Annotated in this window: 19 protein-coding genes; 10 read left to right on the forward strand and 9 right to left on the reverse strand. The window is 64.3% G+C overall.

Features of this window, described 5'->3' with window-relative positions:
• The coding region (locus VGE27_RS16900) for a carboxypeptidase regulatory-like domain-containing protein (RefSeq protein ID WP_331050851.1) at nt 1-879 on the reverse strand (879 nt) is incomplete at its 3' end.
• 130 nt (nt 880-1,009) lie between these two features.
• Nucleotides 1,010-2,722, reverse strand: coding sequence for a gamma-glutamyltransferase (gene ggt / locus VGE27_RS16905; protein WP_331050852.1), 1,713 nt, complete (start codon nt 2,720-2,722; stop codon nt 1,010-1,012).
• A 412-nt stretch (nt 2,723-3,134) separates the two neighbouring features.
• Here ggt and rpsP point away from each other — a divergent pair, with 412 nt between their 5' ends.
• The 4 genes from rpsP to VGE27_RS16925 are packed head-to-tail and all read left to right on the forward strand — an operon-like array spanning nt 3,135 to nt 5,371.
• On the forward strand, nt 3,135-3,449 hold the full coding sequence (gene rpsP, locus VGE27_RS16910) for a 30S ribosomal protein S16 (RefSeq protein ID WP_331050853.1): 315 nt from the start codon (nt 3,135-3,137) through the stop codon (nt 3,447-3,449).
• Between the two features lie 13 nt (nt 3,450-3,462).
• Nucleotides 3,463-3,987, forward strand: a complete 525-nt coding sequence (gene rimM, locus VGE27_RS16915; protein ID WP_331050854.1) for a ribosome maturation factor RimM — start codon at nt 3,463-3,465, stop codon at nt 3,985-3,987.
• Nucleotides 3,988-4,016: 29 nt separating this feature from the next.
• Nucleotides 4,017-4,865 carry a tRNA (guanosine(37)-N1)-methyltransferase TrmD gene (trmD, locus tag VGE27_RS16920; RefSeq protein ID WP_331050855.1) on the forward strand — a complete coding sequence of 283 codons (849 nt, stop codon included), beginning with the start codon at nt 4,017-4,019 and terminating at the stop codon, nt 4,863-4,865.
• Nucleotides 4,862-5,371, forward strand: coding sequence for an asparaginase domain-containing protein (locus VGE27_RS16925; protein WP_331050856.1), 510 nt, complete (start codon nt 4,862-4,864; stop codon nt 5,369-5,371). The genes trmD and VGE27_RS16925 overlap by 4 nt, the downstream gene beginning before the upstream one ends.
• A 17-nt stretch (nt 5,372-5,388) precedes the next feature.
• On the opposite strand, the gene VGE27_RS16930 is transcribed toward VGE27_RS16925, so the two are convergent.
• The gene (locus tag VGE27_RS16930; protein ID WP_414653574.1) at nt 5,389-7,392 is read right to left on the reverse strand and encodes a CocE/NonD family hydrolase; all 2,004 of its coding nucleotides are present in this window, start codon (nt 7,390-7,392) and stop codon (nt 5,389-5,391) included.
• A gap of 317 nt (nt 7,393-7,709) precedes the next feature.
• Here VGE27_RS16930 and VGE27_RS16935 point away from each other — a divergent pair, with 317 nt between their 5' ends.
• On the forward strand, nt 7,710-8,927 hold the full coding sequence (locus VGE27_RS16935) for an NADP-dependent isocitrate dehydrogenase (RefSeq protein ID WP_331050858.1): 1,218 nt from the start codon (nt 7,710-7,712) through the stop codon (nt 8,925-8,927).
• A gap of 82 nt (nt 8,928-9,009) precedes the next feature.
• Here VGE27_RS16935 and VGE27_RS16940 read toward each other — a convergent pair whose 3' ends face one another.
• From VGE27_RS16940 to VGE27_RS16960, 5 genes are read right to left on the reverse strand one after another with little or no spacing between them, the layout of a single operon-like run.
• Nucleotides 9,010-10,428 carry a carboxypeptidase regulatory-like domain-containing protein gene (locus VGE27_RS16940; RefSeq protein WP_331050859.1) on the reverse strand — a complete coding sequence of 473 codons (1,419 nt, stop codon included), beginning with the start codon at nt 10,426-10,428 and terminating at the stop codon, nt 9,010-9,012.
• On the reverse strand, nt 10,428-11,942 hold the full coding sequence (locus tag VGE27_RS16945; protein ID WP_331050860.1) for a carboxypeptidase regulatory-like domain-containing protein: 1,515 nt from the start codon (nt 11,940-11,942) through the stop codon (nt 10,428-10,430). Before VGE27_RS16945 ends, VGE27_RS16940 begins: the two co-directional genes overlap by 1 nt.
• A gap of 8 nt (nt 11,943-11,950) precedes the next feature.
• Entirely contained in the window at nt 11,951-13,408 is a 1,458-nt protein-coding gene (locus tag VGE27_RS16950; RefSeq protein ID WP_331050861.1) for a carboxypeptidase regulatory-like domain-containing protein, read from the reverse strand.
• Complete coding sequence (locus tag VGE27_RS16955) at nt 13,393-13,827, reverse strand: surface-adhesin E family protein (protein WP_331050862.1); 435 nt, start codon at nt 13,825-13,827, stop codon at nt 13,393-13,395. Before VGE27_RS16955 ends, VGE27_RS16950 begins: the two co-directional genes overlap by 16 nt.
• Complete coding sequence (locus VGE27_RS16960; protein ID WP_331050863.1) at nt 13,828-14,967, reverse strand: TonB-dependent receptor plug domain-containing protein; 1,140 nt, start codon at nt 14,965-14,967, stop codon at nt 13,828-13,830.
• Nucleotides 14,968-15,061: 94 nt separating this feature from the next.
• On the opposite strand from VGE27_RS16960, the gene VGE27_RS16965 reads away from it, so the two are divergent.
• Genes VGE27_RS16965 through VGE27_RS16975 form a run of 3 tightly spaced genes read left to right on the forward strand, consistent with a single transcriptional unit; the run spans nt 15,062 to nt 20,830 of the window.
• Nucleotides 15,062-16,885: an alkaline phosphatase family protein gene (locus VGE27_RS16965; protein WP_331050864.1), complete on the forward strand. Its 1,824-nt coding sequence runs from the start codon at nt 15,062-15,064 to the stop codon at nt 16,883-16,885.
• A gap of 44 nt (nt 16,886-16,929) precedes the next feature.
• Nucleotides 16,930-20,256, forward strand: a complete 3,327-nt coding sequence (locus tag VGE27_RS16970; protein WP_331050865.1) for a S41 family peptidase — start codon at nt 16,930-16,932, stop codon at nt 20,254-20,256.
• A 46-nt stretch (nt 20,257-20,302) separates the two neighbouring features.
• Nucleotides 20,303-20,830, forward strand: coding sequence for a PepSY-associated TM helix domain-containing protein (locus tag VGE27_RS16975; RefSeq protein WP_331050866.1), 528 nt, complete (start codon nt 20,303-20,305; stop codon nt 20,828-20,830).
• A 36-nt stretch (nt 20,831-20,866) separates the two neighbouring features.
• On the opposite strand, the gene VGE27_RS16980 is transcribed toward VGE27_RS16975, so the two are convergent.
• The gene (locus VGE27_RS16980) at nt 20,867-22,312 is read right to left on the reverse strand and encodes an NAD(P)/FAD-dependent oxidoreductase (RefSeq protein ID WP_331050867.1); all 1,446 of its coding nucleotides are present in this window, start codon (nt 22,310-22,312) and stop codon (nt 20,867-20,869) included.
• 270 nt (nt 22,313-22,582) lie between these two features.
• Between VGE27_RS16980 and VGE27_RS16985 the strand changes: the two genes are divergently transcribed.
• Both VGE27_RS16985 and VGE27_RS16990 read left to right on the forward strand, forming a co-directional pair.
• A complete protein-coding gene (locus VGE27_RS16985; RefSeq protein WP_331050868.1) occupies nt 22,583-22,978 on the forward strand; it encodes a cytochrome c in 396 nt (131 codons plus the stop codon).
• Nucleotides 22,979-23,403: 425 nt separating this feature from the next.
• On the forward strand, nt 23,404-26,577 hold the full coding sequence (locus VGE27_RS16990; protein ID WP_331050869.1) for a SusC/RagA family TonB-linked outer membrane protein: 3,174 nt from the start codon (nt 23,404-23,406) through the stop codon (nt 26,575-26,577).
• Nucleotides 26,578-26,589: the final 12 nt, after the last annotated feature.

The following is a 26,589-nucleotide window of genomic DNA, read 5'->3' on the forward strand; positions in this document are numbered from 1 at the left end:
GAGAGAGCCACTCAGGTCGCCACTGCGTGGCGGCGGTTCGTAGGGCTGGGCCTGGCCGAACGTCGCAGTGAGGGCCGCGAGTGAATTGAGACCGGCCGATGCTCGCACACCGACACGCGGATGTAGACGTGCACCGAAGGCTGCACTCGCACCCCCGATGGATGCCGATAGCGAGGCGGTGCGGTGCGATGGTGTCGCTGCACTCTCCATGCGCACCAGTCCCGAGAGTGCATTGCCGTAGGGCACACCAAATCCGCCCGAAGAGAACACTGTGCGTTCGAGCAGAAACGGGTTGATGGTGGCCGTGGTATGCCCCGTCGGATTGTCGAATCGCACGGGGGAGAGCAGCCAGGCGTCGTCCACCAGCACGCGCGTTTCGGTGACATCGCCGCCGCGCACAAAGAGGCCCGTGCCTTCGTCCACATTCTGTGCGCCGGGCAACGTCTGAATGGCTCGGGCAATGTTGGCCGCGGCGCCGGGCGTCTGCGCCACCTCGAGTGGCTTGAGGGAGGCCGTCTGCCCAGTACCGATGGTGTACTCGCCGGCTGCCACCACCACGAACTGGGTGAGCGTGGGCGGGCTTGGTGCCAGGCGAAACGCCAGTACCGAATCCGAGGGCATCGTCACATCGGCAGTAGCCGGAACGAAACCCACGGCGCGGGCCACCACCGTGGCGGCACCACGATGCGTGGAGGTCAGAAGGAATCGGCCGTCGGTGCCGGTGTGCGTTTCTTCGAGCGTCTCGAGGATCATCACGACCACACCCGCCAGCACGCGTCCGTCGCTGGTGTGCACCCGTCCCGTGAGCGTGGTGGTTGAAGGTGTTGTCGTTGATGCCGCCTGTTGCGCCGTGAGGTGGGGCGCGAACAGGCTGCTCATCGTCAGCAGAAGAAAGGGAAGAGCACGCGAGGGGCGCATGAGATGATCATGCGCCCCTCGGATTGGCTTCTGGAGTGGGCAGTCGGTGAAGCGACAGCCCGGATCGGTCAGTGGTGCTGCGCGGGCAACATCAGTGCCCCGATGCACCCGCGTCGCGGTCGCGCGGGTCCGGTGCGCCCAGCCGCTTGCCGGTCTTGGGGTCGATGGCGATGGAGTGCGCGGTGCCCTGCTGACCACCCACGCGCACCACATGTCCCTTGACCCGCAGTGCCTCGAGCGTGCCTTCCGGGAAACCCACCCGCTCCACGGTGACCGTGTTGGGCAGCCACTGATGGTGCAGGCGCGGTGCGTTCACGGCGTCCTGCACGGGCATGTCGAAGGCGGTGAGGTTGAGCACCACTTCGAGCACCGTGTTGATGATGGTGCGTCCACCAGGGCTGCCTACCACGGCCACCAGCTTGCCATCACGCGCCACGATGGTGGGGGTCATGCTGGAGAGCATGCGCTTGCCGGGCTGCGCGATGTTGGGCGCGGTGCCGATCAGGCCTGTGGAATCGGTGAGGCCGGGCTTCCCGTTGAAGTCGCCCATCTCGTTGTTGAGCAGGAAGCCCGCGCCGTCGACCACCGCGCCGAGCCCGTAGCCCGCTTCCAGCGTGTATGTCACTGACACGGCCATGCCGTCCTTGTCCACCACCGAATAGTGCGTGGTCTCGTCGCTTTCGTAGCCCTGTGCGACGTCGGCGGGTGACGACAGTGACGCCTTGTTCGGGTCAATCGTGCTGCGCAGTTCGTTGGCGTAGGCCTTGCTCGTGAGCTTCTCGATCGGCGGCTTGGTGAAGTCGGGGTCGCCGATGTACAGCGCGCGATCGCGGAACGCACGGCGCATGCTCTCCACGAGCGAGTGCACATACTGCGGCGAGTTGTGCCCCATCGCCTTGAGGTCCATGCCCTCCAGGATGTTGAGCATCTCGATCATGGCCACACCACCGGAACTCGGCGGCGGCATGGAGATCACCTCGTAACCCTTGAAGGTGCCACGCACTGGCGCACGTTCTGCCGCCTGATAGGCGACCAGATCGGCTTCGGTGATGATGCCACCGCCACGCCGCATCTCGGCGGCAATGAGCTGCGCCGTGGTGCCCTTGTAGAAGCCGTCGCGTCCCTGATCGCGGATGCGGCCGAGTGTCTTGCCAAGGTCGCCCAGCACCATGCGGTCGCCAGCGGCGAAGGGCTGGCCAGCCTTGTAGTAGGCGGCGAGTGAGCCCGAATCGGTGGAGAGCTTGGTGCGCGCTCCGGCCAATGAGGCCGCGAGACCGGTCGGGACGATGAAGCCCGTGTCGGCCAGCGACGCCGATGGGCCTACCAGTCCGTTCCACTTCGCCTTGCCGTACTTCTGGTGGGCCAGCGCGAAGCCGGCCACGGTGCCCGGCACGCCCACACTCTTGTGTGAGTTGTGATGGATGCGCGAGGAGTACGTGCCCGTGGAGTCGGTGAACATCGTGGGTGTGGCGCCAGCCGGCGCCTTCTCACGGAAGTCGATGGTGGTCGCCCGTCCGTCGGGGAAGCGGATCACCATGAACCCGCCGCCGCCGATGTTGCCGGCGGTGGGGTAGGTAACCGCCAGCGCAAACCCTGTGGCGATGGCCGCGTCCACCGCATTGCCACCGGCGGCCAGCACGTTGCGTCCCACATCGCTGGCAATGGCGCTGGCGGAAACGACCATGCCCTTGGGCGCCTCGACGGCGGCCTTTGGGACAGGGGGCTGGGGAGCCTGGGCAGGTGCGGCAACCGGGACGGCTAGCAGGGCCGCGGCCGCGATCCCGGGGAGGGCGCGAAGACGCATGGAGGAGTTCGGAAGGGAAGGAGGGGACGGGGATGGACCGGGGACGCACTGGAACGGAAGGGAAACTGCCTGGGCGCCGCGGGGCGGCGCGAAAACCGCATGACAGGAAGGGAAAACCGCAGGGTAGCCCGGTGCTTTGCCGCGGCCCAATCGCAGTACCACAATTTATTTTTAGAGATGGAGCTGCGCATGCGTCCCGGCCCCTCCCTTCCCATTCCTGCAGTTTTCCCCGGCTATCTGTCCATCTGAACCCGGGAGCCGGTTGTCTCCGGTTATCCGGGTGCATAGCTTTGAAGGCTCCCCGATATGGGGGACCGGGTGCGAGCCGGAGATGCCGGCCTCGCGATGAGCCTGGAATTGGGCGCCCCAGAGGCGCTCGCGCCGTACAACACTATCCAAGTCCGAGACTCAGATGGCCGTCAAGATCCGTCTCCGCCGCGAAGGCCGGAAGAAGACCCCGATGTACCGCATTGTCGTTGCCGATTCGCAGAGCCCGCGTGACGGCCGTTTCATCGAGATCCTCGGGCAGTACCAGCCGCGTGGCGGCGAAAACGCGATCTCGCTCAAGTCCGATCGTGTCAATCACTGGTTGAACGTCGGCGCGCTGCCGACGGACACGGTTCGCTCGCTGCTCCGTCGCGCCGGTATCCTCAAGGCCCGCCACGAAGCGCGCCTCGCGGCCAAGCTGCAGGCGGCGGCTGTCGCCCTGCCGTCGTCCGAGGCCTGAGCTGGTTGAGTATGTGGTCGCCGGTCGGGTGCGCCGCGCACATGGTGTGCGGGGCGCCTGGGCGGTCGAATCGCTGAATGATGCGCCGGACGTGCTCTTTGCGTCCGGCGCAGTGCTTTTTGCCGGTGACCGGGAGGGCAACCTGCTCCCCGGGGCCGATGGCACGCCGCAGGCGCTGCACATCGAAGACGGCCGCCCCATGAACAAGGAGTGGCTGGTGCGCGTCAGTGAGGTCACCGACCGCGATGTGTCCGACACCTGGCGTGGTCGCTACCTGCTGGCCGATGCGGCCACCTTGCCGGAACCCGATGAAGACGAGGTCTACATCGGCGACCTGATCGGCATGCGCGTGGAAGTGGACGGCCAGGGCCTCGTGGGCCATGTTCGCGACGTGTACGATGCGCCGCAGGGATTCATCATCGAGGTCGAGACCACCACGGGCCGTTCGCTGGTCCCGTGGCACGACGAGATCGTGCGATCCATCGATGAAGAGTCGCGCACGATCGTGCTGGCGCCACTCGCCGGCCTGCTCGACTGACGACACCGGACCCACCAGAGTCCGCGCCCATGCTGCGCATCAACATCGTCACCATCTTCCCCGAGTTCTTCGCGGGGCCGCTGTCGCTGAGCATTCCGGCCAAGGCCGCGGCGGCCGGTGGCGTGCAGTATTCGCTCATCGACCTGCGTGACTTCACGCACGACAAGCACCGCACCGTCGACGACTATCCGTTTGGCGGCGGGCCCGGCATGGTGATGAAACCCGGCCCCTTCTTCGATGCCGTCGCATCGGTGAAGGCTACGTCCCCCATCGTGCTGCTGTCACCGCGCGGCCGGCGGTTCTCGCACGCCGATGCGGTGCGCTTTGCGGCGGGCACCGAGCTCACGCTGCTCTGCGGGCACTACAAGGACATCGACGAGCGCGTCGCCCAGCATCTCGCCACCGAAGAACTCTCGCTCGGCGATTTTGTCCTGAGTGGTGGTGAGCCGGCGGCGCTGGCCATCGTGGATGCCACCGTGCGGCTCTTGCCGGGCGCCATGAGTGACCTCGAGAGTGCGCGCACGGATTCGTTCTTCGATCGTGGCATCAGTGCACCCAGCTACACGCGCCCCGCAGAGTATGCGGGCCACACGGTACCCGACGTGCTGCTTGGTGGTGACCACGCCAAGGTGGCCGCGTGGCGTGACAACGAGAGTCTGCGCCGCACCCGCGAAGCCGAAGCGCGCGACCGCGAAGACTGGGCGCGTCGTGAAGCCGAAAGCACAGCGCGCGATGCCGCCATCGCCGAGGTGGAGCGACGTGCCGCGGAGAAGGCCGCAAAGAAGGCCCGTGCAAAAGACGGTCGTGCGCGCGCCGCGAAACGTGCGGCCAATGCCGCGAACGAGTCCACCGGCCATGCGAACGGAGAGTCGACATGAGTCTGCGCGTGTTCGTCACGGGTGGCACCTTCGACAAGGAATACGACGAGCTGACCGGCTCCCTGCGATTCCGTGAGACACACCTGCCGGAGATGCTGCGTCGTGGGCGCAGCATGCTGGACGTGCAGGTGGAAGTGCTGATGATGATCGACTCGCTGGAGATGCTGCACAGTCACCGGCAGCAGATCGCTGATGCCTGCGCGCGTGCGCCCGAGTCGCGGCTTGTGATCACGCACGGCACCGATACCATGCCGGAAACGGCGCAGCACCTGGCCGCGGCCATCACTGGCAAGACCATTGTGCTGACCGGCGCCATGGTGCCGTACGCCTTCGGCAGCTCCGACGGTCTGTTCAACCTGGGCAGTGCACTCAGCTTCGCGCAGACCCTGCCGGCTGGTGTGTACATCGCCATGAATGGTCGGTACTTCGCGGCGGGGCATGTCATGAAAAACCGCGAGGTCGGCGTGTTCGAGGAATCCCCGAACCCGCCGACCCCGCAGGACTGACAGCCAAGGCGCGCCTGCTACTTCCTCACGGCGCGCACGATGGGCAGGGTGATGCTGGACGGTGTGTCCTTGCCACCGTGGAACACGATGTTGTGTGCCACCACGCCCTGCGTCTCACTGAAGTTGTCGCCACCCGTGTTCAGGTTGCGATCGAAGCGCGGGAAGTTGCTGCTCGACACTTCCACGCGCACGCGGTGACCGGCCTTGAAGAAGTTGCTCGTATTGAGCGGCCCCAGTGTCACCTTGTACTTCTTGCCCGGTTCCATGCGCGTCTCCGGCTTGTCGTAGCCCGTGTGGTAGCGCATGCGCTGGATGGTCTCGTCGAGATTCCAGGCCCGGCCTTCGGTGTCCACGTCGATGAGCTTCACCGTGAAGTCGGTATCCTTCGCATCGCTGCCCACGTACAGCGTCACCGAAATCGGCCCGCTCACCTCGATGCCTTCCTTGAGCGGCTCCGACGTGTAGACGAGGATGTTGGGATCCGTCTCCCGCACGCGCTGATCGAACGAACCCGCCTGAATGGCCGTGCCGGTGCAGCACACGTTGCCGCCGTAGCTGGTGACCGGCTTCATCGGATCGTACGTAAACGTATCGCGCTGGGCCTTGGGCAGCTTCGGCACCAGTGCGCCATTGCCGTTCATCGTGTTCGCCGATCCGCCACTCGTGAAGTACCACGTGGTGGGCGTGGCACCCTTCGGCGGCCACACGTCACTCGACTGCCACGTGTTCGAACCCATCGTGAAGTAGCGGATGCGCGGCAGCGTATCCAGCAGACCGGTCTTGTTGTTGGTCTTGAGGAAGGTGTCGAACCAGCCGTAGGTCATCGCGTCATAGTCGAGGCGCGCGTCACCCATGCTGCGTTCGCCCACCACCGTGTTCTCCGTGGCGCGCGTGTACGAGCAGTGCGCCACCGGCGCGATCACCGCGTACTGCTGCTTCGCCACTTCGGGCGAGGCCACCTTCATGGCGTGCTGCCACATGGCAATGTTCGGACCTACCGACACGTCGTACCATGACATGAACCACAGCGCCGGCGTATCGAACGGCATGCTGTCGTTGTACAGACCACCCTTGTCCCAGCGCGGGTCGTTCGGCGTGCGCTTGATCATCTCGCCGCCTGTCGCCACGGGCATCTTGTCGGCGAACACGCCCGGCGGGCCATCCACAGCCTTGAGAATGTCCTGCACCGGCAGGTGCCACAGCGCCTTCGACCAGTCGATGCTCGGTCCCTGCCAGGCCAGGTCGAACGACTTGCGCAGGCGTGTCAGGTCGGACTGGCTCAGATTCGCGTCGAACATCGGACGCTGCGCGTTCTGCTGCGAATTGATCCACGTGATGAACAGCATCTGCACCGCGCCGCCGCGATACCAGTTGCCCTGCTCATACCACCCACCCACGCGGCCGACACCGGCGCCATAGCCCTGCGGCACCAGCGCTGCGAGACCCTTGGGCTTCGTGCCCGCCACCGCCATCTGATACTCGGCCGTGCTCGAGCAGCCGATCATGCCCACACGACCGTTGCTCCACGGCTGCCTGGTGAACCATTCGACGGCATCCTGTCCGTCGGTGGCTGGCGGGCCGAGGATGTCGTACTTGCCTTCGCTGTAGAAGTGGCCGCGCTCGTTCTGCAGCGCGTAGGCGTAGCCGCGTTTGATGGCGCCCAGCACAGCGGAGACATCACGGGGCGCGCCGTTGCGCACGTCCCACCAGTTCATGTTGTACGGCGTCTTGCTCAGGATGAGCGGCACGCCACCGGTCTGGCCTTTCGGCACGTAAATGTCCGTCATGAGCCGCACGCCATCACGCATCGGCATCATCACCGAACGGTGCACGTCAGCGATCTTCTGCAGCTCGGCTTCCTGGGCATGGCGCGCCGCGATCAGCTCGGCGTTGGGCGCCGGGGCCTGCGCCTCGAGCGATGGGGCGAGTCCAGTCAGAGCGCTCCCGGCAAGGGCCAGGGAGAGGGAGGCCACGGCGAGTCCCCGGAGGGACGCAGCACAGCGGCTGGATGAAACAGGCATATCTCGGGACGTCTTGGGGAAAAGTCTGGAGCCAGCGCGCAGTTGCGCGGGTACGCCGACCATGAAGCGGACGCACCCTCCATGACTGGTAGAACGCACGTCCTCGCACAATCGTGGAAATACCGACGTGAAGTTCCCGACGTGGGCACATGCGGCCATGAGCCCGGCAGCCCCGGCTACTGGCTCACCTGTGGTTCAGGGGGCATTTTGCGGTGTTGCCCGGCGCCCGTCAGGGGGCTGTGGCGCATCGACGTTATCCTCGTGGCCGCCATTCGGCGGTGCACGGTCCCTCTTCAGCCCCACCCGGCATTCTGCGTATGGCGAAGATCAAGGTCGTGAATCCTGTCGTCGAGATGGACGGCGACGAGATGACCCGTATCATCTGGCAGTTCATCAAAGATAAGCTCATCCTGCCGTATCTCGACGTTCAGCTCGACTACTACGATCTCGGCATCGAGCACCGCGACGCGACGGGCGATCAGGTCACCATCGACTCGGCCGAGGCCACCAAGAAACATGGTGTGGCGGTGAAGTGCGCGACCATCACGCCCGATGAAGCGCGCGTGAAGGAGTTCGGGCTCAAGAAGATGTGGAAGAGCCCCAACGGCACCATCCGCAACATCCTCGGCGGCGTGATCTTCCGCGAGCCGATCATCATCTCGAACATTCCCCGCCTCGTGCCGCACTGGACCAAGCCCATCGTGGTGGGTCGTCATGCGCACGGCGATCAGTACAAGGCGACGGACTTCAAGGTGCCGGGCCCCGGCACGGTGACCATCACCTACCAGCCGGCCGACGGCAGCGCGCCGATGCAGTTCGACGTGGCCAAGTTCGGCCAGGACGGCGGCGTGGCGATGGGCATGTACAACTACAACGACTCCATCAAGGACTTTGCGCGCGCGTCGTTCCGCTATGGCCTGCAGCGCAACTTCCCGGTGTACCTCTCCACGAAGAACACCATCCTCAAGGCCTATGACGGCCAGTTCAAGGATCTCTTCGAGGACGTCTTCAACGCCGAGTTCAAGGCGGAGTTCGAGAAGGCCGGCATCACGTACGAGCACCGTCTCATCGACGACATGGTGGCGTCGGCGCTCAAGTGGGAAGGCGGCTACGTGTGGGCGTGCAAGAACTACGATGGTGACGTGCAGTCGGACATCGTGGCGCAGGGCTTCGGCTCGCTCGGTCTCATGACGTCGGTGCTGCTCACGCCCGATGGCAAGACGATGGAAGCCGAGGCGGCGCACGGCACGGTGACGCGTCACTACCGCGAGCACCAGAAGGGCAACAAGACGTCCACCAACCCCATCGCGAGCATCTTCGCGTGGACGCGTGGCCTCATGCATCGCGGCAAGGTGGATGGCACGCCGGAAGTGGTGCGGTTCGCCGAGACGCTGGAGCAGGTGTGCATCGAAGCGGTGGAAGCCGGCGAGATGACCAAGGATCTGGCGATCCTCATCTCGAAGGACACGCCGTACCTGCACACGGAGGCGTTCCTGGACGCGATCGATCGCCGGTTGCAGGCGAAGATGGCGTAAGGCGCTTAGCGCAGATGGAAGAACGGCCCCGATGCATATGCAGCGGGGCCGTTGTCTTTAGCGGGGGCAAGTGAAATACGCGTCACTTCTCCCAGCGCGAGAGCACCGTCCACACGAGCACGATCCCACACGACGGTAGAGCGAAGGGCCAATATTCAGTCGGTACCGATGCCGCGCCCGGGTGGTATTCCATCGCCATGACGTCGTTGATTTGCAGGCGTTCGAGGATTGCGCCATTGGGGGGCGGCGCCGGCGGCGCTGTACTCTTGGAGTTTCTACCGAGATCAGCGGTGCCGGGGGGGCGAAGCGGCACGCCATCGATCACGATCGGGATGGGCCCGTTGCAGACCGGGCGTGAGCCTGTGACTTCCGGCCCCAATGGTGTTTGAGTGACACGTAGCCCCGGCATCCGGTTGAGTGCCGATGGGATATCCTGACGTTTCAGAATCTCCTTCCGTTCGATCACGCGGGCGAACCCTTGGTTCTTGCGGCGCAGGAATCCGAGCTGATGTTCTCCTTTGGCACGCACATCCATTGTTTCGAGCACCGTGGCGGCGCGAGAAAGCACGATGTCGTGCGGGCCGTCTTCACGGGATGTCACATCGATGATGCGGCTGATGCCTTGGCGCCCGATCTGCTGCACACTCAGCGCTTGCGTGCCCAATGGCACGTTCACCAAACGATACTGTCCGTCCGCGTCGGTCTCCGTGGTGCGATTGCCCGCTGTTAGCGAGACGAGTGCGCCTGACAGTGCTTTGCCCCGTTCATCGCGAACGGTTCCTCGGACGATGCCTGCCCCCGCTGACGAGACAGCACTCCCCGGGCGGTTCAGTTCGCGACTGAGGTAGAGATCACGGCGCAGCATCCGGGCCGGGCCGACGACGGTCGTGATGGCACTGCTGGCGATCGAGTCGTGTCGGGCTTTCGTCGTGAGCGCGACGTCGGCGGGAACGCCACAGATACCGTACACGCCATCGTCTCCGGTGGGTGCGGTACGCTCCGGATTGCTCAACTCCTTTCCGCCGTCACTGGGCTCGAGCCATGCCAAGGAGACCTGCGCCTTGCTGAGTGGGGCGCGACTGGTGGCGTCAAAGACAGTACCAAATACAATGGCACTGTCTTTGGACGGGCGCTCGGTGGCAGGGCAGATCCGGCGATAGACGGTGTTGAACGAGGGCGTGGCCAGCAACACGCCACGGGTGTCCTTCGTGACATCGACGTCCCGGGCAAAACCATACAGCCCAAGGGAGTCGAGCGTCGGCGACGAAAAGGTCAGCTGCTGGGGCCCGAGCGGCACCGAGTCGATCGTGAAGCGACCCTGTGCATCGCTGTAGGTGATCTGCGCGGTCTCCCGCACTTCGATCACGGCATCTCGTAGCGGTCGACGCGTGAGGCTGTCATACACGATGCCACGCACGGTGCCGACCGATCGCTGCGGCTGCGCGGCCGCCAACGCGGGAACCAGTAGCAAGGGCATGGTGAGCCAAGCGTGAATGCGCATCACTTGTCCCAGTTCGAAGCCACCGTCCAAATGAGCAGCAGGCCGCACTGTGGCGGTGGGCCTGGCCAATACTCCATGGGAACAGAAGCCGGTCCAGGATGGAACTCGATCGCCATGACATCGTTGACCATCATCTGGTCAATTCGTCCGTTGTTGAACGCCGAAACGGCACTGTTGCTCTGTATGGGCGGTGGTGCGGCCACCGCAGGGTTGGTCGATGCGCGCGGGATCGCTGTCGTCCCGGACAATGCTTGCGGGACGCTGAAGGTGGTGGCGTTTCGTGGATTGGGTATCAGGGCGCCATCAATCACGATGGGCACCTCCCCGACGCACATCGGTCGCGTGGCCGCAATCACCGTGCCCCCCAGTTGCTGTTTCACGTGCAGGCCCGGCAGACGCTTCAACGCCGAACCGATATCGTTGCGCTTCAGGATTTCTTTCCGCTCGACGACCCTGACCATGCCGTCCTGCTTGCGCCGGAGAAACCCGGCCTGATCCGCGCCGACCTTCCCACGCACGTTCATGGTGGCGAGCACCGTGGTGCCCCGCAGCACGAAATCGTGTGTGCCATCGTCACGCGCCGTGACGTCGATGGCGCGGCTGACTCCGCCGCGTCCGATCTGCTGCACGTTCAGTTCCTGCGTACCCAGCGGCACACCCGTCAAACGGAATTGCCCGTCAGCGTCGGTCTCGGTCGAACGATTGCCGGCGGTCAGCGAAACGAGTGCACCCGGCAATGCTTTGCCTCGTTCGTCGCGCACGGTTCCACGGACGATACCTGATCCCGATGAGGGCGTGGCGTTGGACCGGACGTCGGCCGCCTGCCCCAGTTCGCGACTGATGTAGAAGTCACGCCGCAGCATACGGCTCGGGCCAACGACCGTGTTGAACGCACCACTGACGATCGCGTCGTGTCGGGCCGTCGTGGTGAGCGCGACATCCGCGGGAAGCCCGCAGATGCCGTACACGCCATCGTCTCCGGTGGCGGTGGTACGTTCCGGGTTGCTCAACTCCTTTCCGCCTCTACTGGGCTGAAGCCACCGCAATGAAACCTGCGCTTTGCTCAACGGGGTGCGACTGGCGGCGTCGTAGACTGTGCCGAAGACGATGGCACTGTCTCTGGACGGGCTTCCTGCCGCCCCGCAGAGACGGCCGTACATCGTACTGAAGGACGGAGTGGTGAGCAACACACCGCGGGTATCGCCGGTGACGTTCACTTCACGCGCAAACCCATAGAGGCCTAGGGAGTCGAGCGCGGCTGAGGAGAAGGTCAATTGCTGGGCACCAAGCGGCACCGAGTCGAGCGTGAAGCGCCCTTGCGCATCGGAGTAGGTGATCTGTGCGGTCGCTTGCACTTCGATCACGGCATCGGCAATCGGCTTCCGTGTGAGACTGTCGTATACCGTACCGCGAACACTGCCCATCGGCCCGCGTGGCTGGGCCTGCAGGGCACACGGCGCGAGCAACGCCGCAGACAGCAGCCGTCTGACGGAGAATGAGTGTGTTGTGCGCATGAGATTTATCATTGTTGCCACCGTGAGAAGACCGTCCATATCAACAGCAACCCACACCTGGGCGGCTCTCCCTGCCAGTACTCCATCGGCACCGTTGTGGCGCTGGGATGAAACTCGATGGCGATCACATCGTTGACAGCCAGTGCGTCCAACCGGGAGCCGTTCATGCCCGCTGGAGGCAAAGCCGATTCCTGACCACGCGGGATTGACGGATTGTTCCGAAACCGGAACATGGGTACTCCGTCGATGACCACATTCATGGGTCCAGCGCAATCCGGACGTGATCCCACCACTTCGATCGTGCCGAGACTGCGGACCGTGCGCAGACCGGGAATGCGATCCAGCGCCGCACCAATGTCGTAGCGCTTCTGGATCTCCTCGCGTTCGACGATGCGGGCAAATCCCTGGCGCTTGCGTCGCAGGAAACCCGCCTGATCCACGCCCACCCGGGCTGAGCCGCGCACATTCATCGTGGCGAGGACCGTGGCCACCGGCAACACGAAGTCGTGCGTGCTGCCCTCAACTCCGGTGACATCAATGACGCGATACAACGCGCCACGTCCCAGCTGCCGCACACTGAGTTCCTGCGTGCCAAGCGGGACGTTGGCAAAGCGGTAGCGACCCAGTGAATCGGTGTGCGTAGTGCGATCCACCGTGGTCAGCACAACCAAAGCCCCCACCAGTGCATTGCCGCTCTCATCGCGCACTGTCCCCCGCACGACACCCGTCCCCCGCGGTGCACGAGCGCTCGTGTCTGCCGCTACCGCACTGGTGAGTTCGCGGCTGACATACAGATCGCGGCGTAGCAGGCGACTGGTTCCCACGACCGTGCTGAACGTTCCGCTGGTCGCTGAATCGTGAGCCGCCGATGTGCTCAGTGCGAGATCGGAGGGCACGCCGCAGATACCATACACACCGTCGTCTGCGGTGAACGTGCTGCGTTCCGGCGTGAGGATCAGGAAATCGCGACCGTCGCCACCTGTTTCATACCAGCGCAGCGTGACGCTCGCCTTGCTGATGGGCACGCGAGTCGCGGCATCATACACGGTGCCGAAGACAATGGCACTGTCCCGTGGTGCGTTGTCGGCCGCGGGGCACAGGCGATCGTACATGGTGCGGAACGATGGCGTGGACAACACCACACCTCGCGTGTCGGCCGTGACGTCGATCTCGCGCGCAAATCCGTAGACCCCGAGCGAATCGAGCGTCGGCGACGAGAAGGACAACTGCTGTACACCGATCGGTACCGAGTCCAGTGCGAATCGGCCTTGCTTGTCGGTGTAGGCGAGTCGCGCGGTCTCCTGTACTTCCACCACCGCGTCCGTCAGGGGCCTGCGCGTCAGACTGTCGAACACCATGCCACGCACCGTGCCCAGTGCACGCACAGGCTGAGCGACCGCTGTCGTCGACCACAGCAAGGTCGACCCGATCAGGGAAAGCGCGAAACGCGCTAGGGCTTTGTGCATAGGTGTTTCAATGCGACATCGGCAAGAGAACCTTTGATGGCGGGCCCGAATCCGGGCACCTTGACCGTGCGATGCATGCCTTCCTTGCGGCCGGCATCATCAGCGTAATACCAACTTTCCTTGGTGGCGACTGTCTGCTTGGCGCAGTCGTACATGCCAATCGTGCGCGAGCTGCGTAGCTCCTGAGCGCCGTTCTTGATCGGCGGCTGCAGTTTCACCCGCACGGTGGCGGTGACCACATCTCCGGCTCGTGTCACCGACTTCTGTTCCAGAAACACCGGCGTGCCGACCGACGTCTTGCCGATCTCCTTGAGAGCGCCAGTCTGCGCGCCGGCTACCGATCCATACACCGGAAGCGCCAGCAATGCGACCACTGTCGCTGCCAGCGCGTTCCGTACTCCGTTTGTCGCACAAGCCACTCAGCGTCTCCGTCGGGCCGTGGAATCCGGTACAAAGAGGAAGGGAAGTTGCATCACCTGCTGTACCACTTTACCCCTGCGGCTCGCGGGATAGAACTCCTGTTGCTGCACTGCACGCCGTACCGGCTCCACGAGCTCGCGATGTGTGGTCGTCACGGCGCTGAACGTTTCCATCATCGCGCGGCCCTTGAGATCGATCACGAACTCCACCAGCACCGCGCCGGGGATCTGCGCTTCGAACAACGAATCCGGATAGACTGGCTTGACCAGCATCGAGGAATCGGGGTACGCCGCACCGTCCACGTCGCTGGCGATGAACGCCTCACCCTTGTCCACCAAACCCACGATCAACTCGGACGGCGTGGGGTCATCTTTCTTCCGCTTCTTTGCGCGCAGCTCGCCGCGCTTCGACCACAGAATAATCGTTCCGCAGGAGCTGCTCATGCGCTGGTTGCCCTGAAACTCCACCGGAACGGTCGCCGGTCCGCTGTATATCTCGATGCCTTCAAACGAGCGCGGATCGAATGCGTCCAGGTCGACCTCGCCCGCAAACAACGGCTGTCCATCAAGCCACACCAGCGGCGCGCATCGACTATTGCGCATGCGGACGCGACTGATCGGTCCGTTCGATTCGATGCGCATGCCGGGAATACCGCGAAACACATCCGTCATGTTGATCGCATTGCGCCGATCAAGCTCTGCGGCGGAGAAAAAATGTCCGCCGCCGTTCGTTTGCTGACGGCGGAAGAATCCGCCCATCGGGCCCTGGATCTCCCGACGCCCCAGTACGCGGACCGCGCTCAACTCCACCGCCACTCGCGTCATGCTCAATGTGGCGAGCGGTGGTTCGTTGCCAGAGATCGTCAATGGAATCGAATCGGGGCGAAAGCCGATGCGCTTGGCATGCATCCAGCCACGCCCCTCAGGGACCTTGGTGAATACCACGTTGCCGCGATCATCCGATTCCGTCACGAACGACATGGGGCCGCGCTCGCTCACCACCCGTACGGTGGCTCCCCCCACAGGTACACCATCGATCGTGGTGATGGCGCCGCGCACGGTGCCCGTCCCGGGAGGCGCGCTCGCTCCCGGACTGCCGCCGGACTGTGCGTGCGACGGAGCAAGGGCGGCGAACATCATGCTGCCCAACAGGACAACGCTGGCGTACTGGGGGCGGGGAGGCATTGGCGACGCGGGCTTGTGTGGTCGCTTCGGCATGCTACGATGATGAATCATGCGGGTCATTCTCAATCAGGGCAAGCTCATCGTCCGCGCGGCGATGATTTACGGAAGTCTGCTGGTGGCCACCGGCTGCCTGCCATTTCGCCGTCCTGCGCCGGAACCCGTCCCTGAAGAGCTGCCGCGACGACTCGTGCTCGCGCTGGACGGCCTCGACTTCCGGGACGTGCAGGAGGCACGTGCCAGGGGACAGTTCGCCGCGTTTCGTGCGCCGGGACGACTGATCTCCACGTTTCCTTCCATCAGTGACATCGCCTGGCACGCCATCTTCGGGGTGCAACCTCCTCCCGGGTACCAGCGCGTCTACTACAGCACCCGCCACAATGCCGTACTTGGTGATGCACTCGACGCGATTCGTCCCATCGAATACGAAGAACGGATGGACATGGCCTTCGACGCCAAGTTCCATCACCTTGGCGCCTACCTCATGTCCTGGCCCACGGCGCGCCGCGAAATCGATGCCGATGTGAAGGGAGTCCTGCGCTCGCGAGGGCGGGCGACGGTCTACGTCTACAATGTTGGCCCCGACGCCCTGCAGCACATGCGCGGGAACGTGTCGCAGTATCTCACCTATCTCGATCGCGCGCTGACCGATCTCAATGCGCGCTATCGGCAGCGCACCGGCCGCGACCTCGAGATCGTGCTGCTGTCCGACCACGGCCACAACCGGGCGGTGGGTGCGAAATTCCTCCCCGTGGCCGATGTGCTGCGCGCGAGTGGCTTCCGCCTGGCCCGCACACTGACCACACCCAATGACGTGGCCTTCAGCGTGGATGGCGTGACCACGGGCTTTGGGGTGTTTTGCCTGCCCGAAGCGGAATCCCGTGTGATGGATTTGCTGGTCTCCACGCCCGGTGTGGACATTGTCACGCGCCGACTGGATGGTGACCGGTTTCTCGTAGCCGCCGATAGTGCCCGCGCTGAAGTGGCATGGCGACGTGAGGGCACTCAGGAGCTGTACCGCTACGATGCGACAGCCGGTGATCCGCTGCAGCTGCACGACGCGATGCAGATCATGCGCAACACGGGCGCCATGCGGGCCGACGGATTTGCGTCTGCCGCGGCATGGGTGCGTGCCACCGCCGATGGTCCCTATCCTGCCGCAGTGGTGCGCATCGTGCACGGGCATCGCGACGCCACCCGCAATCCCGCACCTATCCTGGTGTCACTGCACGACGATCATCGCGTGGGACTGGGCATGGTGTCGGTGGCCAATCGCATGCGACCGCTGGGCGGCACGCACGGTGCGCTGGGAGCGAGCAGCGCCGTTGGGGTCGTCATGTCGAATTTTCAGGATACGCATGATGACCTGGCCATGACGGTGCGTGGGCAGTTCGGTGGGTTCGACGACATGCGCGTACCCTCGACCCGTCGCGCGAGCCTGACACTGACAACCGCAGGGGCCATTCGTGCCAATCGCTTCGCAACCCAGCGATCGAGCGGATGGGGCAGTGCACTCGCCGACACCACCACATTGGCACTGCTCACGCTGACCACAAAGGATCTGCAGTGGGCCGGAGACTCGGCGCAGGTGCACTTCGAGGTATGGAGGCGCAATGCCGCTGGCCGCCGAGACGTGCTCATCGGTGAAAGAAGCACGCCGCTGGCGACCTGGGACGCTTCGGTCTGCGGTGCCACATTCTCGGCACGTGCGGACTCGCTCTATCTGATCGGACTCGAGCCCGGCGCCCTGCACACCGTTCGGGTCCGGCTGTCTCGAAGGAAGATTCGCGATGGACAATGGGTGGTGGATGGATCCCGGTCCGTGCTCACGTTGACCCTGCGCGCCGCCAGTGATGGCGTTCTGTGGCGATATTAGGCCGGTCGTCGGCCCAACCTGTTTCTCCCACCTCCCCGAGTGCCATGGCACGACTCCACGTCCCCGTCGCACGAACACTCCGCGCCGCCGCTCTGGCGACGCCGTTCCTGCTCGCGTCCACCGTGTCGGCGCAGTCCGGCACCCGCATGCTGCGATCGCCGAGTGTCAGCGGCCAGTCCATCGCGTTCGCCTACGCCAACAACATCTGGGTGGTAGAGCGCACCGGTGGTGCAGCGCGCCGGCTCACGTCGTTCCAGGGGGTCACGCAGAACCCCAAGCTCTCTCCTGATGGACGTCTCGTGGCGTTCAGCGCGGAGTACGCCGGCAACACCGACGCGTACGTCGTGCCGGTGGAAGGCGGACAGCCCACGCGGCTGACATGGCACCCGTCGGCCGATGTGGTGCAGGGGTGGACGCCCGATGGCAAGAACGTCGTGTTCGCATCGCCGCGTGCCACCTGGGCACCCAGTGCAGCACCGCGTTTCTGGAGTGTGCCCGCCACTGGCGGCGTGGAGACGGCCATGCCCATGCCTCGCGCCTATCAGGGCAAGATCTCATCGGACGGCAAGCGCATCGCCTATCGCATGGCGTCGTCATGGGATGAAGAACGCCGCAACTATCGCGGTGGACAGAACAAGCCGATCTGGATCCTCGACCTCGCCACCTTTGCGCTGGACAGCACCCCGTTCACCGGGAGCAAGGAGATGGACCCGGTGTGGGTGGGTGATGCCGTGTACTTCCTCTCCGACCGCGACGGTGTCTCGAACGTGTGGTCGTACGACACCAAGGCGCGCGCGCTCAAGCAGATCACCACGTTCAAGGACTTCGACGTCAAGACACTCGACGCGGCGGGCAATAGCGTGGTGTTTGAACAGGCCGGCTATGTGCACGAACTCGATGCCCGTGCGGGCACGCACAAGATCGTGAACATCACCGCGGCCGGAGACTTCCCGTGGATGATGCCCCAGTGGAAGGACGTGACATCCCGCGCCACCGGCCTTGCTCTTTCGGCCACCGGCAAGCGTGCTGCTGTGGAAGCACGCGGCGAGGTGTTCACCGTGCCCGCCGAGAAGGGCGATGTACGCAACCTGACCAACAGCAGCGCGTCCGCCGAGATCGCGCCGGTCTGGTCACCTGATGGCAAGTCGATCGCGTGGTTCAGTGATCGCAGTGGCGAGTATCAGCTGGTGATCGCGCCGCAGGAGGGAGTGGGCGCCACGCGTGAGATTGCACTGCCGGAGCCAAGTCGTCCGTACTCGCCAAGCTGGTCACCGGATGGCAAGACGATCGCGTTCCAGGATACGCACTTCCGCATCTGGCTGGTGGATGTGGCGAGCGGCAAGGCCAAGGTGGCCGACACCGATCCGTACTTCATGATGGACCGTTCCATCGTGCCGGTGTGGAGTCCGGATTCGCGATACCTCGCCTATCCGAAGCGCCTCAAGTCACTGCTGCGCGCGATCTTCGTATACGAGATGGAAGGCGGCGCGGTGAAGCAGCTCACCGATGGCATGGCGGACGCGAGCAATCCGGCGTGGGATGCCAGCGGCAAGTATCTGTGGTTCCTCGCTTCCACGAACTTCGCGCTCAACTCGTCGTTGCTCGACATGTCCAAGTTCGATCGTCCGGAGACGAGGGCGTTGTACCTGGCCGTGTTGAGCAAGAGCGAACCATCGCCGTTGCTGCCCGAGAGCGATGACGAGGCCGGTCGCGATTCCACGCGCTCGGTGCCGCGCGCTGCCGATACCACGCGTACGGCTCCCGCGCCTGTGCGCCCGGTGCGCATCGACTACGACGCGATCGCGCAGCGCATTCTGGCCGTGCAAGGCATCACCGAGCGTGACTATGAAGGACTGCGTGCTGGCCCGGCGGGCACGGTGTTCTTCCTCGAACCGATTCCTGCAACGGGTACCGGTGCGGCAGGCGGCGGGCAGGGGGGCAGCGGCAACACGCTGCACCGCTATCAGCTCGGTGCGCGTCGTGCGGCGGTGTTCGCGCAGGGCGTCGCGCAATTCACCACCAGTGGTGATGGGCGCAGGGTGTTGTACCGCACGACCGGCGCGAATGGTGCGTTGTTCCTCGTGGACGGCGATCGTGCGATTCCGACGGCTGGCACCGGGCGTCTCAATGCCACGTTGCGCGCCTTCGTCGATCCGAAGGCAGAGTTCCGTCAGATCTTCAACGAAGGGTGGCGCAATCAGCGCAACAACCTGTACGTGAAGAACATGCAGGGCACTGACTGGCCGGCCATGAAGAAGATGTACGAGCCGTTGCTGGCGCACGTGAATCACCGGGCCGATCTCAACTACCTGCTCGACAACATGGGCGCCGAGATCGCGATCGGGCATTCGTATGTGCGTGGTGGTGATCTACCCGAAGTGCCCGATGCCAACGGTGGTTTGCTCGGTGCAGACTTCGCGATCGAGAATGGTCGCTATCGTCTGTCGCGCATCTATGATGCCGAGAGCTGGAACCCGGAGCTGCGCGCGCCGCTGGTGATGCCAGGGGTGAACGTGGCGCGTGGTGACTACATCCTGGCGATCAACGGGCAGGAATTACGTGCACCGGAGAACATCTATCGCCTGCTCGATGGCACGGCGAACCGGCAGACCGTACTCACGGTGAACTCGCGTCCCGACATGCAGGGCGCGCGTCAGGTGACCGTGGTGCCGGTGGGCAATGAGCAGGGACTGCGCACGCGGGCCTGGGTGGAGCACAATCGCCGCGTGGTGGATTCCCTCTCCGGCGGCAAGATCGCCTACGTGTACGTACCCAACACGGGGCAGCCCGGCTACGTGAGCTTCAACCGGTACTACTTCGCACAGCAGGATCGTGTGGGCGTGGTGGTGGACGAGCGGTACAACGGTGGTGGATCGGCGGCCGACTACATCGTCGATATGCTCGGCCGTGACTACGACGGCTACTTCAACAATCCCGTCGGCGACCGGTATCCGTACACCAGCCCCGCCAATGGTATCTGGGGTCCGAAGGTCATGATCATCAACGAGATGGCCGGCTCGGGCGGTGATCTCATGCCGTTCATGTTCAAGCGGCGCAAGCTTGGACCGCTGGTGGGCGCGCGCACGTGGGGTGGTCTCGTGGCCACCACCGATACGCCGCCGTTCGTGGACGGTGGGTCGATGATCGCGCCGCGATTCGGTTTCTTCTCACGCGATCCGAAGTTCGCCGTGGAGAACGAAGGGGTGGCGCCCGATATCGACGTGGAGAATTTCCCACGAGAGGTGATTTCCGGACGTGACCCGCAACTCGAGCGGGCCGTGCAGGAAGCGATGCGTTTGCTCGGCACCTACAAGAACGACCGTGCCAATCAGGAGCCGGATGCACCGGTGTGGGGACGTCGCGGCCGGTAAGGTCGCATCGGTTGGCTGACGATGGAGCGCGGGGGTAGAATGCAAAATGACCAACCCCCGCCTCCTGAACCGCAAGCTGCACCGCTGGGGATCGATCGCCGTATCGATCCCCTTTCTCATTGTGATCGTCACGGGGCTGCTGCTGCAGCTCAAGAAGCAGATCGAATGGGTGCAGCCTCCCGAGCAGAAGACCAGGAACACCACGCCCACGGTCAGCATGCAGCAGATCTTCGATGCGGCGAAGTCGGTGCCGGAAGCGAAGATCACCGACTGGTCGAGCATCGATCGGATCGATGTGCGACCCGGGAAGGGGCTGGCCAAGGTGGCCACGGTCGATCACTGGGAGATTCAGGTCGATATCGGCACCGGCAATGTGTTGCAGAGTGCCTATCGCCGTTCGGACCTGATCGAGACCATGCACGACGGGTCATGGTTTGCGGACGCCGCCAAGCTGTGGGTCTTTCTGCCCTCCGGCATCATCGTCCTGGGGCTCTGGATCACCGGCATCTATCTGTTCCTGCTGCCGTACCGCGCCAAAGCCAACAAGCGCCGCCGGGAATCCGGCGACGCCTGAATGGGTAGTCTCTGACGGTCCCGCGCCGGGCAGAACTCAGCTCGGCGCGTACTCCTGCGTCGGCAGCTTGAACGCCTTCACCAGCGCCGGGTCACCATTGATGCCCAACACGCGCTGCGCGACGTAGTCGCCTGCCACGGGACCAAACTTGAAGCCCTCGGCCTGACCCACGCCGGCAATCCACGCGTTGGTCGTGCCGGGCACGTTGTCGATAATGAAGTTCTGGTTGATGCTCGATTCGTAGTGACAGGCGCGCGTCTCGAGCAGCGGGGCGTTGGCCAGGATGGGGAAGCGGGCGGCCAGGAAGCGCCGAGCGCCGTCCACGCGTTCCTGATTGGTCCAGCGTGAGCTGAGATCCGGATCCTGCTGCGCCGGGTCGGCTGGTGGCGTCGCGGTCGCGGCGGGTGAGTTGGCGGGCGCCCCGCCCGCAGGAGCCGCGCCTGCGGCCGCAGTGGTGGCCGGCGCGGGAGCGGCGATGGCCCCACGCACGCGGAATCCGCGGCTGTCCACCGGCAGCATGGGCCAGCCGGTCACGCCGGGGAAGTTGTAGCTGGGCAGGTTCGGGAAGCTGAAGCGCGTATCGGCCACCGGCACCCCGAAGTAGAGTGCATGGCCGATCGGCACCCGCATCCGGTTCTCGAGATACGGGAACAGCTTCCGGAGCCACGGACCGCAGGCGAATACATAGGAGTCGCCGCGGATGACGGTACCGTCTTCCAGCGTGACACCATCCATCATGTTGTTGCGGATGTCGCCCGGCTTCACGCGGCCGATGACCAGCTTGACGCCCATTTTCTGCCCGATGGCGGCTACGGCCTGGGTGGCGGCGCGGCAGCGAACGACGCCGGCATCGGGTTCGGTGATGGCCACCGTGATGTCATCGGCCTTGATGACGGGCCAACGCTTGCGGGCTTCGTCGCCGGAGAGCACCTCGTGCGGGACGTTGTTGGCCTGCCAGAGTTCGATGGTCTTCGTGATGAACGGCTCGCGGGTGGCGCGCATGATCACGTCGCCCGTCTGATGGAAGAACTTCGTCCGGAAGACGGGGCCCCACTCCTGCTCGAACAGATTCCAGCGCTGGATGGCGGTGCGGGCCCAGGGGGTCCAGAGCTCGCCTGTGGCGCGGTCGCCGTATGAGGAGCGGATGCCACGGGTCTCGTCGCCGCTGGTGGAGCGGGAGTTGCCAGGGCCATAAGCATCAATGAGAGTGACCTGCACGCCGCGCGAGCGCAGATGGTAGGCCGTCCATCCCCCCCAGGCACCGGCTCCGATCACCACCACATGACTGCTGGAGCTGGTCGAACCGCGTCCCCGTTCGATGCCCCTGGCCGGGGCACTGGCGAAAGCCATCGGCGGCGCGCATCCACCGGCGAGCAGCAGGCCGGCGCTGCCGGCCACCCGGAGAAAGTCGCGGCGCGCCAGATCTTCGGCGGGGGGCTGCCCCGCGTCGGCCGGGCTGTTGGGGGAATCCGTGGCGTCCATGGAACCGGTTCGGGGGAAAACGGTCGGCGTGTGTGCGGTCACGTTCCTGATCGCACCACGCGGCGTCCAAGCGAGTGCACGCCAAGATGTTCCGGGCCCCGGGCCTCCGCAATCTTCCGGTGAACTTCGGGGTATCGTATCCCCAGCGACGGCACCGAAAGCCAGCGAAACCCCCACCTCGCACGTTGAATCGCCATGCACAAGCACACTCATCTCCCGAGCGCCTTCCTCCTCGCCGTGGTTGCGGCGAGTGTCGTGGCTGGAAGCCGCATGACCGCCCAGCAGCCAGGCCCCCGGCTGGCGGCGCAGAACCGCCCGATCGTAGTGCGCGATACGGGCGACAGCCTGGCGGTCTACTCCGAAGAGCAGGCGACCGAAGGGCAGGGCGTCTTCAAGAAGTCGTGCGCGGAGTGCCACGAACTGAACGAGTTCACCAATGCCGACTTCAAGGGGAAGTGGGTTGGCCGGCCACTGTTTGAATTGTTCGAACAAATTCGCACGACGATGCCGGACGGCGATCCGGGCACGTTGCCGCGCGAGGAGTACGGCGCGACGGTCGCCTATATCCTCAAGTTGAACGGCTTGCCCGCGGGAACCACACGGCTCGCCACCGATTCGGTCGCTTTGTCAGCAATCACGTTCAAGTTGCCGGCATCGGCACCCTGAAGCAAAAGGTGAATTTCACTCGCGTAACTCGCCGATTCGGATGACGATACGCTATTGACAGTTGTGCTCGTATCCCGTACCCTCTGCCGCGGCCAGTTTCGTCAGCAGTGAGGTTCCGGGATGCTCCGCGCGGAAACGCGCGCATCAGGGCCGATCCGCGTGACGCGAATCGGCCCTTCGTTGTTCCCCTCTGCGTTACCGTAGTCCCCTCCACCACCCGGCGCTTCCCCAGCGCCTCCCGCCGTCACAGGTGTGCGCGTCCACCGCGACACCCTGTTTCTCCTCGAGCTTTCCGGAGATACCCGTCTCCGTGTAGCAATGGCCCATACACCACACCGCGCACCAAGGACGCGGTGGGGTGTTGTGGCCATCGACCGACCACATCTGGGTGGTCGGCGTGTGATCCTGATCTGGGGAGTCACGAGATGCGATTGTTCGTACCCGCTGCGTTCACCCGTGGAGAGCGCGGCTGCTCGCCACCGGTTGCCACCACGCCTCGCGCTCGCGCGTGGCGTCGTGTGGCATCTACACTGCTTACTGCCGTCGCGGCGGTGGGCTTCCTCGCACCCCCCACGGCATCAGCACAGGGCGCCGGTGGCACGATCACCGGTCGTGTTACTGACGGCGCCACGGGCCAGCCCATTCAGCAGGCCCGCATTTTGGTCGCCGGCACGCAGGTTGGTACCCTGACGGCGGAAAACGGCCGGTACTCGCTTCGCGTGGCCAATACGGGAGCGGTGACGCTCGAAGTCAGCCGCATCGGCTATGAAGCCAAGCGGGTGACGGTGACGGTGACGGAAGGAACGCCCGTCGTGAGTGATGTGGCGCTGACGCAGGCAGCCTTCTCGCTGTCCGCTGTCGTGACGACGGTGACCGGTGCGACCCGAAAGGTCGAACTGGCGAACTCCACTTCGCAGATCGCGATGGCCGACAAGGTCGCCGAACTGCCGGCCAGCTCCCTCGGTCAGATGCTCTCCGGTCGTTCGGCCGGCGTGCAGGTCGTGTCCGAAGGCTCCTCGGGCGGCGGCTCGCGTATTCGTATCCGCGGTCAGTCCTCGCTCTCGCTCAGCAACAACCCCGTCGTCATCATCGACGGTGTTCGCGTGAATGCGGCGACGAACAGCTCGGCCAACGGCATCGGTGGCGGTGGCCCGTCGCGTTTCGACGACATCAACCCGGAAGAAATCGAGAACATCGAGATCATCAAGGGCCCGTCGGCTGCGACGCTGTACGGCACCGAAGCCGCCAACGGCGTGATCAGCATCACGACCAAGAAGGGCAAGAGCGGCAAGACGAAGTTCAACTTCTATTCGGAAAACGGCTCGATCACGGATCCCCGCAAGGGCAGCTATCCCGAGCTCTATGCGCTGTGGGGGCACAACCCCACCGGCGCGGCCAACAACCGTATCTGCACGCTGTCCAACGTGGCCGCTGGCGCCTGCGTCGCCGACTCGCTGAACCGCGGCAACGTGCTCAACATCGATTCGCTCACGCCGATTGATCGTGGCAATCGCCAGCAGTACGGCATGCAGCTCTCGGGCGGTAACGACCGTGTGCAGTTCTTCGTTTCCGGCGAAACGGAAATCGAGCAGGGCGTCTACAAGATGCCGGATCGTGAAGTCGCGCGTCTGAAGGCCGAACGTCAGATCTCGGACATCTCCTCGCTGCAGTTGCGCCCGAACGCGCTGTCGCGTAACTCGATGCGCGCGAACCTGTCCACGCAGCTCGCGAGCAACTGGTTCCTGCAGGTCAGCTCGGCCTACGTGAACTCGGATGTGCGCCTGCCGCAGAACAACGACAACAGCCAGGGCCTCATGGTGAACGCCATGGGTGCGCAGTGGCGTGAAGATCTGCTGGACGCCAATCGCTTCCCCCTCCGTGGCTACCGCCTGTGGGGTGTAGGTGACGTCTTCTCGATCACCAACTCGCAGTACATCAATCGCTTCATCAACAGCGTGTCCACGCAGTACAACCCGTACAGCTGGCTGACCACGCGTGCCGCGGTTGGTCTCGACTACACGGCGCGTTGGGACCGTGAGTACAACCGCCTCAACGAAGGTCCGTCGGAAGGCCAGGTTCGCCTCGGTCAGGCGTCACAGCACCGTACGGCCATCCAGCAGCAGACGATCGACATCGGCGGTACGGGCACGTTCCAGCTGACGCCGTGGCTCAATTCCAAGACGTCCGTTGGTATGCAGTTCATCCGTGGCCTCGACCAGCGCACTGGCGCATCGGGTCTCGGACTGCCGCCGGGTTCGATCTCGGTGACGGCCACGTCGCTGAATCGCACGCCGCAGGAAGAAACCAACGACAAGCGGACGCTCGGCTACTACGTCGAGCAGGTCTTCTCGCTCTCCGAGAAGCTGTTCATCACCGGTGGCGCCCGTCGTGACGCTGCGTCGGCCTTCGGTAAGGACTTCCAGGCCGTGTGGTATCCGAAGCTCGGCGCGTCGTGGGTGGTCTCGGAGCACGAGTTCTTCCACAAGCCCGACTGGATTCAGTCGCTGCGTCTGCGTGGTACGTACGGCGCTTCGGGTCAGATTCCGAACCCGGAACATCCGATCCGCTATTTCGACGCCAACAACGTCACGCTGCCCAACGGCTCGGATGGTTCGGGCATTTCGCTGACCGCGCTGGGTAATCAGGGCCTCAAGCCGGAGTTCTCGGCCGAAATCGAAACCGGTTTCGACCTGGCCATGTTCAACGGCCGTACGAACTTCGACGTGACGTACTACCGCAAGAACACCACCGACGCGCTCATCAGCCGTGAAGTGGCTCCGTCCCTGGCCGGTATCCCCACGCGTCTCGAGAACATCGGTGACGTGCGCAACTCGGGTCTTGAAATCACGTTCAACCATCGCCTCTTCGATCGTGACAACTTCGCGGCCGACATCGCGATCAACGGGTCGACGAACAAGAACGAGATGACGGCCATCGCGCAGGGCACCAGCGCGGTGTTCACCGGCAACCGTCAGACGCAGCGTAACCAGCCTGGCTACCCGCTGTTCGGCTTGTGGGGCCGCAAGTACACCTACGCCGATGCGAACAACGACGGCATGATCGTGATCGGTGAAGTGACCATGGATGACTCCTCGTCGTTCGTTGGCGCGACCTACCCGACGCGTGAAGTGGCCATCTCGCCGACGATCGAGCTCTTCGGCCGGAAGCTCCGCATCACCGGTCAGGTGGACAGCAAGTGGGGCCACAAGAAGTTCAACAACACGCTCCGTCACCAGTGCCAGAACGGTGTGTCCTGCCGCGGTGCGTATGACAAGGACGCGTCGTTCGAAGAGCAGGCGAAGGCCGTGACGATCGCGTCGGCCACGAAGCAGTCGTTCGTGGGCTTCTTCGAAGACGGCGCCTTCACCCGTTTCCGTGAACTGGCCGTGACGTACGAAATGCCGAGCAAGTGGGCTCGTTCGCTCAAGGCCGAGCGTTGGACCGTGACGTTCACTGGCCGCAACCTGGGCGTGTGGACGGATTACAGTGGTATCGATCCCGAAGCGTCGGCGTCCAGCAATGACGAGCGTGGTGGCGAGGAATACTTCGCGACGGCTCCGCTGCGCTACTTCACGCTCCGCATGAACTTCAACTTCTGAGGCTGATCCGTT

The organism is Gemmatimonas sp. (genome assembly GCF_036405635.1).
Lineage (GTDB): Bacteria > Gemmatimonadota > Gemmatimonadetes > Gemmatimonadales > Gemmatimonadaceae > Gemmatimonas.